The 12,932-nt window shown below is 47.4% G+C and carries 12 protein-coding genes; 3 read left to right on the top strand and 9 right to left on the bottom strand.

The features are described 5' to 3' along the window. Positions 1–65: 65 nt before the first annotated feature. Positions 66–623 carry a gluconate 2-dehydrogenase subunit 3 family protein gene (locus V1467_RS17415; RefSeq protein ID WP_416306246.1) on the top strand — a complete coding sequence of 186 codons (558 nt, stop codon included), beginning with the start codon at positions 66–68 and terminating at the stop codon, positions 621–623. Between the two features lie 2 nt (positions 624–625). Then, entirely contained in the window at positions 626–2,320 is a 1,695-nt protein-coding gene (locus V1467_RS17410; protein WP_416306245.1) for a GMC oxidoreductase, read from the top strand. 31 nt (positions 2,321–2,351) lie between these two features. Here V1467_RS17410 and pgmB read toward each other — a convergent pair whose 3' ends face one another. Together pgmB and V1467_RS17400 are read right to left on the bottom strand one after the other, a co-directional pair. Beyond that, positions 2,352–3,002: a beta-phosphoglucomutase gene (gene pgmB / locus V1467_RS17405; protein WP_416306244.1), complete on the bottom strand. Its 651-nt coding sequence runs from the start codon at positions 3,000–3,002 to the stop codon at positions 2,352–2,354. Positions 3,003–3,010: 8 nt separating this feature from the next. Continuing rightward, positions 3,011–5,338, bottom strand: a complete 2,328-nt coding sequence (locus V1467_RS17400; protein ID WP_416306243.1) for a glycoside hydrolase family 65 protein — start codon at positions 5,336–5,338, stop codon at positions 3,011–3,013. 154 nt (positions 5,339–5,492) lie between these two features. Between V1467_RS17400 and V1467_RS17395 the strand changes: the two genes are divergently transcribed. Next, positions 5,493–6,731 (top strand): MFS transporter, encoded by a 1,239-nt coding sequence (locus V1467_RS17395; protein ID WP_416306242.1) that lies wholly within the window; start codon positions 5,493–5,495, stop codon positions 6,729–6,731. A gap of 8 nt (positions 6,732–6,739) precedes the next feature. Here V1467_RS17395 and V1467_RS17390 read toward each other — a convergent pair whose 3' ends face one another. The 7 genes from V1467_RS17390 to V1467_RS17360 all read right to left on the bottom strand — a co-directional run bounded on the left by V1467_RS17390 (position 6,740) and on the right by V1467_RS17360 (position 12,927). Next, positions 6,740–7,933 (bottom strand): MFS transporter, encoded by a 1,194-nt coding sequence (locus tag V1467_RS17390; protein WP_416306241.1) that lies wholly within the window; start codon positions 7,931–7,933, stop codon positions 6,740–6,742. Positions 7,934–7,947: 14 nt separating this feature from the next. Then, on the bottom strand, positions 7,948–9,309 hold the full coding sequence (gene mgtE / locus V1467_RS17385; protein WP_416306240.1) for a magnesium transporter: 1,362 nt from the start codon (positions 9,307–9,309) through the stop codon (positions 7,948–7,950). 242 nt (positions 9,310–9,551) lie between these two features. Beyond that, positions 9,552–9,827: an HPr family phosphocarrier protein gene (locus tag V1467_RS17380; RefSeq protein WP_416306239.1), complete on the bottom strand. Its 276-nt coding sequence runs from the start codon at positions 9,825–9,827 to the stop codon at positions 9,552–9,554. Between the two features lie 22 nt (positions 9,828–9,849). Further along, positions 9,850–10,695, bottom strand: a complete 846-nt coding sequence (gene rapZ / locus V1467_RS17375; RefSeq protein WP_416306238.1) for an RNase adapter RapZ — start codon at positions 10,693–10,695, stop codon at positions 9,850–9,852. After that, positions 10,692–11,135, bottom strand: a complete 444-nt coding sequence (gene ptsN, locus V1467_RS17370) for a PTS IIA-like nitrogen regulatory protein PtsN (RefSeq protein WP_416306237.1) — start codon at positions 11,133–11,135, stop codon at positions 10,692–10,694. Before ptsN ends, rapZ begins: the two co-directional genes overlap by 4 nt. A gap of 25 nt (positions 11,136–11,160) precedes the next feature. Further along, positions 11,161–11,448, bottom strand: a complete 288-nt coding sequence (hpf, locus tag V1467_RS17365; protein ID WP_416306236.1) for a ribosome hibernation promoting factor — start codon at positions 11,446–11,448, stop codon at positions 11,161–11,163. 33 nt (positions 11,449–11,481) lie between these two features. Next, positions 11,482–12,927 (bottom strand): RNA polymerase factor sigma-54, encoded by a 1,446-nt coding sequence (locus V1467_RS17360; protein ID WP_416306235.1) that lies wholly within the window; start codon positions 12,925–12,927, stop codon positions 11,482–11,484. Positions 12,928–12,932 lie beyond the last annotated feature (5 nt).

The raw sequence follows: 12,932 nt of genomic DNA, 5'->3' as shown, positions 1-12,932 counted from the left end.
TTTTTGTTGTCAGTTTGTAACCTATTTGTTGCTGTATATGGTGACAGATTAACAAGGTAACCATGATGGATAGAAGACAAATTCTAAAATATGCCGCGATGCTGACCGGTACAGCCTTATGTGCTCCTGTGACGGCAGCCATGTTATCCGGCTCCGGCAACCAGCTAAATTCGTCCGCTTCATCAGCTCCGCAGTTTTTTGCTGCTGATGACTTTCAATTACTCACGCAAATAATGGATGTGATTTTACCTAAAACCGACAGCCCCTCAGCGTCGGATGTTGGCGTCAACAAGGTGATGGATCATATGTGTGCGGTGGTTTTTGAACCGGACTATCAACAAAAATTCAGCGGGCTTTTTAACGATCTGCGCCAATTTCTTGTAGCTAACAATTTTGCGCAACTGGCCCCGGCTCAGCAAACCGATCTGTTACGCGCTCTGGAGCGAAGTGACAAACAGGATAACGCCTATTGGGCCTATACGGATATTAAACAACAAACAGTGGTTTATTATCTGCTCTCGGAACAGATTGCAGAAAACTATTTAAATTATCTTCCTGTTCCCGGTGAATACAAACCTTGTGTATCGCTTGCAGAATTAGGCGGTAAAGCATGGGCAATATAAACATGAAGAATGATAAAGACTTTGATGCCATCGTTATTGGTTCTGGTATTAGTGGCGGCTTCGCCGCGATGGAATTATGTACAAAAGGTTACAAAACATTGGTGCTTGAACGTGGCCGCATGGTGCAGCATGGTGAATATCCCACCGCTCATATGGATACCTGGGATTTACCCAATCTCAACAAAGTGCCATTGGCCGAAAAGCAGCAACACTATCAAAAACAGGATCGCCTGAATTGGTGGGTTAACGAAGACAACAAACACTGGATCAACAAAGACGACGAAAATCCTTATAACGAAGACCAGCGTTTCGACTGGATAAGGGGTTATCATGTTGGTGGCCGTTCTATCATGTGGGGCCGACAATGTTATCGTTGGAGTGATATTGATTTTAGCGCCAATCTAAACGACGGTGTAGCCGTTGACTGGCCAATTCGTTATGCCGATATCGCCCCTTGGTACGACTACGTTGAAACCTTCGTTGGGGTAGCAGGACAGGCTGAAGGTTTAAAACAAATACCCGACGGCGTGTTTTTAAAGCCTTTCCAGCTTAATTGTGTTGAGCAAAAAGTACGGGAGGCTGTGGCAGAACGCTATCCTGACAGAGTCGTCACCCCGGGCCGTGTAGCACACCTGACCGAATATAATCCTGAGGTACATAAAGGTCCAAGAGGACAGTGTCAAAGCCGCAATCGCTGCTGGCGGGGCTGCCCTTTTGGCGGTTACTTCAGTAGCCTGTCGTCTACACTGCCGGTTGCGAAGGAAACCGGTAATTTGACTGTGCGAGCCGACAGTATTGTAATGGAAATTCTCTATGATGCAGCGACTAAAAAAGCCAGTGGAGTAAGAATTAAAGACGCCAACAGCGGTGAAGTCATTGATTTCAAGGCTCGTATTATATTTTGTAATGCCAGTACCGTCGCAACAGCGGCTATTTTGCTTAACAGCCGTTCCGATTCTTTTCCCAATGGTTTGGGTAACACCAGCGGTGAGTTAGGTCACAACTTAATGGATCATCATTATGGCATGGGGGCGTCAGGCACACTTCCCGGCCATGAAGATGACTATTATCAGGGACGCAAGCCGACGGGTTTTTATATACCGCGTTTTACTAATATCGATGAACAAACTAAACAAAAAGACTATATCCGTGGTTTTGGTTACCAGGGCGGCGCTATGCGGGTGCAAAATAATCCGCAAGGTTTGGTGGGTGAAGAGCTAAAAGCAGAAGTGTTTAAACCCGGTCCCTACCAGGTCGGCATGACCTGCTTTGGCGAGATGCTGCCTTACCATGAAAACCGCATGTACCTGGATTTTAACCAGCGTGATCAACATGGTTTGCCCATGGTTACTTTTGATGCGAAGTTACGTGATAACGAAATGAAGCTGCGAGAACATGGGGTGAAATGTGCAGTCGAGATGCTTGAAGCTGCAGGTTGTGTGGATATCAAAAGTTATAACAGTTTAACCGCCCCAGGTGCCTGTATACATGAAATGGGAACCGCGCGGATGGGGCGTGATCCCAAAACCAGCGTATTAAATAAATGGAATCAAATGCATGATGTCTCGAATGTATTTGTTACCGATGGCGCTTGCATGACCAGTTCAGGGACACAGAACCCAAGTATTACCTATATGGCCCTTACCGCACGTGCTGTGGATTATGCTCATAAACAAATCCAGCAAGGTAAACTTTAAGAAGCTAAAGAACGGGCGTTGTGCCCGTTCATTAGAATTCTGTTGTAATCTCAGCCAGATCAAGTTGCCCTATGGTTGGATAAACCAGATCGGCAGCGGCCAATACCTCAGCATCACCTATTCCAATCGAATGCATGCCAGCATCCAGAATACTGTGTAAACCGGCGATCGAATCTTCAACCCCAACACAACTGTGCACAGGTATATCCAACGCCTTTGCTACAGTGAGAAATATTTCGGGGTGAGGTTTGCCCTGAGCAATTTTTGCGGCATCGGCGATATAGTCGAAAGCATCGGTTATACCCAGTCGTGTGAGTACCAATGCGGCATTCTTGCTGGCCGAAGCCAGACCAATACGTATTCCCTGCTGCTTTAACTGGTCAAACAAGGGGAGTACCCCTTCGAACAGATCTTCCGGGGACATCCGGTTGATCAATTGTTGATAATGCTGGTTCTTTTTATCTGCCAGCTGCAGCTTTTTATCCTCATCCAAAGTGATGCCGCCTTTATCCAGGATAAAGGCTAGTGACGCCATCCGGTCCACCCCTTTGAGGTGTTCATTGTCTTCGCGACTAAAGGCAATACCAAGTTCGTTGGCCAGCTCTGCCCAAGCCAGATAGTGGTACTCAGCGGTGTCAGTCAGCACACCATCCAGATCAAATATAAATGCGTTAATACTCATGGGCTGCCTTATAAACTAACGGTTATAGTCTGATGCGGGACAAGCTCGATTTTTGCATCGACATGGGTGATACATAGTGGTTCACCACTGAGCAACTGGTAGCTTACCTGTTCAGCTTCGACGCCAACCTGGATATGGCGTCCCAAATAGGTCAGATTGAAACGATAAGATTGCCAGCTGGCAGGTAAATGGGGGGCAAAATACAGTTCATCGTTACGATATCGAACGCCGGCGAACCCGTGAACGATCCCCATCCATGAGCCTGCCATACAGGCTGTATGAACTCCATGTTCAGTATTACCGTGCAGGTTATCCAGATCCATCCGTACCGTATCATGATAAAACTGGTAGGCTAGCTGGAAGTCTCCGGTCTCTGCGTATTCGATACTGTGAATACAGCTGGATAGCGTAGAATCATGGGTTGTCAGCGGCTCGTAATAGGCCAGATTGCGGGCTTTGAGATCAAGACTGAACTTGTCATCCAGCATATACATTGCCAGCACCACGTCCGCCTGCTTAAGTACCTGATGGCGGTAAATGACCAGCGGGTGATAGTGCAATAACAGCGGATAATGCTCTGCCGGGGTATTGTCAAAGTCCCATTTTTCCCGATCCAGAAAGCTGTCGTCTTGCGGATTTATGCCCAATTCGTCATCAAAAGCTAAATACATCTTGTCTGCTGCCTGAGCCCATAGTTTCCATTCTTGCGGCTGTAAACTGATGTCCTGGCAAAGCTGGCCAAATTGCTCGGGATAATCTTGTTGCATACGCTTGGCGATGGTAACGCTGAACTGCAGATGCTCGCGGGCCATGGCATTAGTGTAAAAGTTGTTGTTGACCAGTGCCGAATACTCGTCCGGTCCGGTGACCATATCGATGCAAAACTGGCCGTTGTGACGAGCAGAGAAATGGCCTATCTCAACCCATAGTCGTGCTGTTTCAAACAACATCTCTGCGCCTTGACGGCACATAAAATCCCAATCCCGGGTTGCATTAAAGTAGGCTTTTATTGCATGGGCAATGGCCGAATTAATATGGTATTGGGCCGTGCCTGCCGGGAAAAAAGCCGAACATTCCTCACCACCAATAGTACGCCAGGGATACAGCGCGCCGATCTTATGCGACATTTGTCTGGCGCGTTGCCGGGCGGCATCCAGGGTTTGATAGCGGAATGACAGAAACTGCCTGGCCAGTGCGGGGTTGCTGGCCAGTAGAAATGGCACCACGTAGACTTCGGAGTCCCAGAAATAGTGACCGTCGTAGCCGTGTCCGGTTAAGCCTTTGGCGGCAATATTGCTCTTGCCGTTTTTTCCTGCTGACATAAAAAGGTGTAACAGGTTAAAGCGGATACCTTGCTGCAATGCCGGATCACCGTTAATTTCCACGTCGCTATGCAGCCAGAAGTCCGCGACCTGCTGCTGATGTTCCTGATATAAAGGCTGCCAGCCCAGTTGACTGGCTTCATCGAGTAATTGCTTGTTATGTTGCTCTAAGGTGGCCGGGTTATCCTGTTCGCTGTGCTGGTAAGACACATATTTGATTAAGGTTACGGGTTGATTGGCTTTCAGTTCCAGTTCGTAGTCGAAGCCGATTTGCTGGTTGTGGTGAATCTCGGTTACCGACTTGACGTTATCTGGCAGGGTATGGCTTATAGCCGAGCTGACCACGAAAGAGCTACCCCTGACCCGATGCAACATGCTCGCCTGGAGATCTTTAACCTCGCTCGTTATCAGCTGCAAACTTTCAGCCATATTGAGCTGTCCAACACGGGGATCATCAGGATTGGCGGCAAATCCATAATCGGCATCCAGTAGCGATGACAGCTTGACCTTGCCTTCAAAATTAACCGCTTCAAGCTGGATTCTGATGCAGAGCAAATTAGGTCGGCTCAAGGAAGCAAAACGGTCGCTTTGCAGGGTGATTTTTTTATTGCTGGCTGATTGCCAGTGCATAGTCCTACTGAATACAGCGTTGGCCAAGTCAAGGGTACGACAGCTTGACTGGGCATCTTGGATATGGGCCCTTTGCCCGTCTATTTCCAACTGGATAACTTTGCCATTGGGCACCTGCAGCATTTTCTGGTTATGACTGGCGTAACCATAAGCGACTTCGCCATATGTTATTTTTTCGCGGCTATAGACGCCGTTAAGGTAGGTTCCCTCACAGCTTTGATGGTTGTTGCCATGTTGCTCCTCCATGGTACCGCGCGTACCCAGATAGCCGTTTGCGACGGCAAACAGGGTTTCCTGATGCATTGCGCTGTCATTGTTCCATTCGGATGTCGAAACTTGCCACGGGTGTAAATCAAATTGTAATGCTGTTATCGGGTGTTTCACTGTAAACCTGTTTGAAAAACTGAGCTAATGACGGAAGATTAGCGTTTGTTGCAATCGATTGCAATATTGTTATTGTCCGGTACACTAGGATCAAAATCTGCTTACAAAAGTGGATCAATAGTTTAACTTTTTAATTTCACCTCAGGATAAACGGATGACAACCAATAAAAATCAAATATTGTTTTCGCTATTACTGACCTATTTTGTTTTTGCCATATTGCTCAATAGCGTCGGGATCGTCATCTTGCAGGTGATTAACAGTTTCTCGGTCAGCAAAGAGTCGGCCGCCATACTGGAAGGCTACAAAGATTTACCCATTGCGCTGGTGTCTTTCCTGTTTGCCGCCTATTTACCCCGAATGGGTTACCGTAAAGCGATGATGGCCGGTTGTTTACTGGTTACCCTGGCGTGTCTGTTAATGCCGTTATTCCCGGCTTTCTGGATGAGTAAGGTGCTGTTTCTGTCGGTGGGTATCGCATTCGGTCTTATTAAAGTGTCGCTTTACTCAACAGTCGGTCTGATTAGCGACAGTCCGCAACATCACGCCTCGCTGTTAAATATGATTGAAGGTACTTTTATGGTCGGGGTGTTGTCTGCCTACTGGTTATTCGGCACTTTTATTGATGGCAGCGATCCTGCGTCACTCAACTGGTTAAATACTTACTGGTTGCTGGTGGTACTGACGCTTAGCAACTTTTTGCTGTTATTAAAGACGCCGTTCAGTAATCCTTGTAATGAACAACAAACCAGCCGACTGGCGGAATTTATGGATATGCTCAGATTGGCTTATCAGCCGCTGGTTCTGGTATTTATTCTGTCCGCGTTTTTGTATGTTCTTATTGAGCAGGGGATTGGAACCTGGCTGCCGACCTTCAACAATCAGGTGTTGCAATTGCCCGCCGATATGAGCGTGCAGGCAACCAGCATTTTTGCAGCCTGTCTGGCGATTGGACGTCTGGCAGCCGGTGTACTAATGCGCAAGGTAAACTGGTACCTGTTGCTGAATTTTTGTTTGTTAACCATGGCAGGGCTGGTGCTGGTTTCCATGCCGCTGGCGAACCAGGTTCATCCTGGCGCTGAAAGCGGCTGGGCAGACGCACCGTTAGCTGCATTTATTTTCCCGCTAATCGGTTTATTTATGGCACCGATTTACCCGGCAATTAATTCCATCATGTTATCTTCCTTACCTAAAGTGCAGCACTCGGCCATGACGGGATTGATTGTTATTTTCTCGGCCCTGGGAGGCACCACCGGGTCAATTATTACTGGTATTGTATTTGGTAAGTTCAATGGTCAAACGGCGTTCTACTTCTCACTTATCCCTATTGCCGCCATTATTGTGACGTTATATTTTTTCTACCGGGGCACAAAGTTGCAACAGGTACCCGCTTAAAAGGTCAGTTATAGAGCCGAGGGCGTTGGCGGAACGACATGTTGTTGGCTTCTTTGCCAATAGTAGATACTGGATAACACCAGTATGATTAACGGGATATTCAACAGCAGCAAAATATTCCAGCCGGCTTCCTGCATCACCCAGCCGGCAGACAGTGACACGACGGCCTGAACCGAAAAAATAGTGAAGTCATTAATGCCCTGGACTTTGAATTTTTCGTTTTCACGATAACTCTGCGGCAACAAACTGGTCGCAGCAACGAACATAAAGTTCCAGCCAATCCCTAATATCACCAGGCTAAACCAGAAATGGCTATAAGTCTGGTTGATATAACCGACCACTATACATATCACCAAGGCCAGTATCCCGGTGATTAGCAAACGTAACGGGCCAAATTTTTTGACCACGATACCGGTTAGCAATGAGGGAAGATACATTGCGATGATATGGCTCTGAATGACCCACTTGGTTTGTTCCATGCTGAAATGATGATGCACATGCATGCTGATAGGGGTGGCAGTCATAATAAAACTCATCACCGCGAACCCGACGGCGGCACTGCTCAGTGACAGTATAAATACCGGTTGGCGCATAATAACGCCTAAAGATCTGGCCTGGCCGCTGGTGTTGGTCTGGGAAGAGTCTGTAGGCGTGATGAACAACAGTATAAGCAGGGCCACGACCAGACAGGTTGCCAGCAATATAAACGAACCGACAAACTCGATGGCAAACAGGTCTTTTCCGGCCAGTCCCAGTTCCGGGCCGATAAAAGCCGCTGCCAGTCCTGCCAACAATAATACGGATACGGCTTGACCGGCTTTATTGGGTGACACGGATTCCATTGCAGCAAAGCGGAATTGCTGAACGGTAGATAACGGAATACCGAACAGTATGATGCTGCAACAGAATAACCAGAAATGTTGAATAGTGACGGCATAGGCGCAAAAAAACGTATTGAGTACGCCTGCACTGATGGCCAGTAAAAAGCCCTTTTTACGGCCAACTATACTAAGCATGCGGACAATTGGCAGGGTAAAAATAGCAATCCCAATCACCATAAATGCCACGGGCATGGTGGCCAGCGCTGGTGAAGGCGCCAACTGCATACCAATAAAGCCGCCAACAAAGACAATGAGTGGACCCGTGGAGCCAATAAAGGCTTGGGCCAGCATTAACAGCCATACGTTGGGATGCAGTTTCATTGATGAATGCCCTGTCATGGCATGAGTAGCAGGGTGGCGGTACCCAGAAAAGCAAATATGCCGACCACATCGGTAATAGTGGTCAAAATAACGCTCCCGGCCAACGCGGGATCAATTTTCATCCGTTGCATTATGACCGGCAACGTCGCACCGGCTAACCCGGCGGCAATCATATTCACCAACATGGCGAAGGCAATAATCGCCCCTAAAGTTAAATCCTGTTTCCATAACGCCACTACAGAGGCAATCAGCACGGCCCAAATCAAGCCGTTTAGCGCCCCAATTGCCAGCTCTTTATAGATAAGCGAACGTGAGTTGCCTGGACTGACATGACCTAATGCCATACCGCGGATAACCAGAGTCAGGGTCTGATTGCCCGCAACACCGCCCATACTCGGCACAATGGTATTCAAAATCGCCAGCACGGCTAGCTGACTTAATGTGGCTTCAAATAAATCGCTGACTGCTGCAGCCATTAAGGCGGTAAATAAATTCACTCCCAGCCAGATCGAGCGGCGGCGGGTACTTTTCATGATTGGCGCATAGGTATCGGCTTCGTCATCCAAGCCGGCCATACTCATCATCGAGTGCTCGGCGTCTTCACGGATGATATCCACCACATCATCAATGGTGATCCGACCAACCAGATGGTTTTCGTCATCAACCACCGGTGCCGAAAGCCAGTTGTAACGCTCAAATAGTTTAGCCACATCCCGTTCCGGCATATCAACCGGAATTCCTTCGGCATTTTTGATCATCAGTTCCTTGACGGTCATATCGGTGCGTGCGGTTAATAGCTTGGTGACCGGCACATAACCGGTCAGCTTGTCGTGACGGTTGACCACATAAAAGGTATCGGTATCTTCCGGTACATCGCCTTTGAGGCGCAGGTAGCGCAAGATCACGTCAATAGTGACATCGGGACGCAGGCTAATGGTGTCGGTGTTCATCACAAAGCCGGCGGTTTCTTCACCGTAAGCCAAGGCTTTTTCGGCCCGCAGTCTATCCTGATGATCCATTGAATTGAGGACTTCCTGCACCGTATTGTCCGGTAAGCTGCGTAACAGCTCCACCATGTTATCGGTGTCCATATCCTCAACGGCATCGGCGACTTTTTCCGGCACCATGCTGCGCACAATACCGTTACGTACATCCTCGGACAGCTCTTCCAGTACATCGCCGTGGAATTCAGCATCCAGCAATTGCCAAAGCTCGGACCGAATCCTGGAAGTGGTCGATTCCAGTAACAGTGCCACGTCACATGCCGGCATATTGTGCAGCATTTTGCGAACCTGCACATACATACCATTATTCAGGGCATCACTGATGATCTGAAGCTGGCTATTGCTGTATTGCTGTTCGGCATTGTCGGACATGAATCAAAGGCTCATCGCAACTTATTGATTTTATGCTGCTAGTTTAGAGGAAGCGACAGGAGAGATCAGCAGAATTTTTAGCAGAATGACTGCTTTAGTTTGAAACGGCAAGATATTCACACCGAACATTTTGGCGGTGTTATACCTATCCGATAACTAAAAGATGAGATGGAAGTGAAGAACCAAACCCGGTCGGGTATGCCAAGACACCGGCAACCAAGGATTAAAACAGGACAGTGGGGCTATTCGGCTTCATTAAATTTTTTGGCAACCAGTTCTTCGACGGCATCCATTGCTGCGATAGCATCGACACCTTCGCTAATCACGGTGATTTCCTTGCCTTGATGACTTTCCAGCATCATCAACCCTAATACACTGTTTGCCGAAGCACTTTTATCCTGTTGCTGGATCGTGACCTGGGCGTCAAATTGATTGGCTAATTTGGCCAGTTGCGTGGCGGCGCGAGCATGTAATCCTAATTTATTCTGGATCACCAGGGATTTTTCAATTCGATTCATTAGCGGTTTTTACCTGTACAAATTAATGGTTTAAATCGCGATGACGAATTTGCACATCGGGATGGGTGTTACGGATATTGGCGCATAGCGATTCTGCCACGTATACCGAACGGTGTTGTCCACCGGTGCATCCTATGGCAATAGTCACGTAGCTGCGATTATTACGCTCCAGATGAGGTAACCAGGTAGTGATCAGATTCTGAATTTGCCAGATAAACTTGGTGACGATAGGTTGTGCGCCTAAAAAGGTCTGTACTGCGCTGTCCAGTCCGGTCAGATGTTTAAGATCCGGCTCCCAATGAGGATTGGGTAGAAAACGTGCATCAAAAACATAGTCAGCATCTTTGGAAATACCATGTTTAAAGCCGAAAGACTCAAACACTATAACCAGACGAGAACTCTTTTTACCTAAAATCCGCTCCCGGACCAGTTCAGCCAGCTGATGTACTGACAATTCACCGGTATCCAGATACAAATCCGCCCGTTCAATAATAGGGGCGAGTAGTTTAGTTTCAGCCATAATGGCTTCACTAAGAGACTTATTATGTCTCGACAATGGGTGTAATCGACGAGTTTCGCTAAAACGCTTTATTAGCACATCGTCACTGGCATCCAGATAGACAATGTTCATGTCCCAGCTATCGGGCAGATAATTGAGAATTTCCACCAGTTCATCCGGATTTTTCGGCAGGTTGCGTACGTCGATACTGACCGCCACCTGGTCATATTCGTCTACTACCGTATGGGTCAGGGTAGGCAGTAAGTTGACTGGCAGATTATCTACACAATAGTAACCGAGATCTTCCAATACTCTCAGTGCGATTGATTTACCAGAACCGGAACGGCCGCTGATAATCATCAGCTTCATATAATTGCCTCATACAGCTCATGATTGGTTTCGGCCTGACGCAGTTGTTTGACGATATCTTTATCATTCAATTTTCCCGCGATGGTGGCCAGGGTTTGTAGATGGCCTTGAGCCTGATCGGCCGGAACCAGTAATGCAAAGAAAATATCCACCGGTTTGTTGTCGATGGCGTCAAAATTGACAGCGTTCTGGCAGGTCACCAATATTCCTAGCACTTTGTCCAGATCATCCAGTCGTCCGTGAGGCAAGGCAATACCATTGCCAATGCCGGTGCTACCCATTTTTTCCCGGGATAGCAGGCTGTCGAGGATCTGATCAGAAGTGAGTTGTGGCAACGCACGGTGTGCAATATTGGCGATGGTTTCCAGAATGCGCTTTTTACTGGAATCTTCGGCTGCACAAACTGTGCAGCCGGGAGTGAGTATGTCTTTAATATTCATTAACTTCTACGACTCAATTGAGTCCCTAGTGTCGGCTGGCTTTCTCTTTATGTTTAATGACCTGTCGATCCAGCTTGTCAATTAAACTGTCGATTGCTGCATACATATCATTGCGTTCAGAGGTGGCAAACACCTCTGCTCCATGCAAATGCAGTGTGGCTTCCGCCTTTTGATTAAGTTTTTCTACATTAAGGATCACATGAACGTTGTTGATATGGTCGAAATGTCTTTCCAGTTTGGTAAATTTAGAATCTACGTAGTTACGCAGTGAGTCAGTTATTTCGACATGGTGGCCAGTAAGATTGATTTGCATATCGCGACTTCCTTAAATTTGATGTTCAAGCTGCTAAAGCAGGCTTTTACGTTGGTTAGACGGTGGAATCATTAATGATTCACGGTATTTCGCAATCGTTCGTCGAGCAACCATAATGCCTTGATCGGCCAACAACTGCGCAATTTTACTATCACTTAGAGGCTTACTTTGGGTTTCTGCTGCTACCAACTTCTTGATCAATGCCCGTATCGCTGTGGAGGAGCATTCACCGCCGTTTTCGGTGGCTACATGGCTTGAGAAGAAATACTTTAACTCGTAAATACCCCTTGGTGTGTGCATATATTTTTGGGTGGTAACACGCGAAATAGTCGATTCATGCATATCCACCATTTCTGCGACATCATTGAGTACCATTGGTTTCATCGCTTCAGGACCATATTCAAAAAAGCCCTGTTGCTGCTGGACGATACAGTTGGATACTTTGAGCAGCGTTTCGTTACGACTTTGCAGGCTTTTTATAAACCATTTGGCTTCCTGCATATGCGAACGTATAAACTGGCTGTCGCTGGTGTTTTTGACGCTGCGGCTCATCGCGGCGTATTGCTGGTTAATATTCAGTTTGGGCAAGCTGTCCGGATTCAGCTCGACTACCCAGCGTCCGTTCTTTTTCATCACCGACACATCGGGGATTACATATTCCGGTTCAGAGGTAATTAACGCATTGCCAGGACGAGGATTCAGTGTCTGAATCAGGCGAATAGTCTCGCGCAGTTGTTCTTCATTTAAGCGGGATTTACGCATCAAGGTGCGATAATCCTTGCTGGCCAACAAGTCCATATATTGGGTAATCAGCAGTTTGGCTTCTTCCAGCCAGGGGGTGTCGGGAGCAAACTGGTTTAACTGGACCATCAGACATTCAGTCGGATTGCGTGAACCTACCCCGACAGGATCGAACATCTGGATCCGTTTTAGCACGCAGTTGACTTCGTCAATATCCACTTCTTCATTGGCGAGGCTGGCGAGAATATCATCAGTACTGACGGTCAGATAACCGGATTCATCGATTGAATCAATAATGGCTGTTGCAATGGCGACGTCGGTTTCGCTGAAGTGAGTTAAACGCATCTGCCATAGCAAATGCTCCTGGATATTGTCGGTGGTTTCACCCTGATAAATTTGATCATCGTCACTGCTACCTGAAGAGGCCGGTGCAGAGGAAGCGCTATAGTATTCTTCCCAGGTGGAGTCTATCGGTAATTCATCGGGCAGTTCATTTTTTTCCAGTGCGTCGCCTGATTCGATGCTGTCAGAGGCTTCGTACTCAGTATCTGAGTCTTTTTTTTCTGTTTCCGGACTATCCTGATTATCTTCGGCTTCGAGTAGGGGATTGGCGTCCAGCGCTTCCTGAATTTCCTGTTGTAAATCAATAGTAGACAGTTGCAACAACCGGATGGCCTGTTGCAATTGGGGCGTCATAGTAAGTTGTTGGCTAAATTTTAGCTGTAATGAGGGCTTCATTTACT

It is taken from the genome of Neptunicella plasticusilytica (assembly GCF_047922965.1).
Taxonomy (GTDB): domain Bacteria; phylum Pseudomonadota; class Gammaproteobacteria; order Enterobacterales; family Alteromonadaceae; genus Neptunicella; species Neptunicella plasticusilytica.
This window is presented reverse-complemented; position numbering and strand designations above follow the sequence as displayed.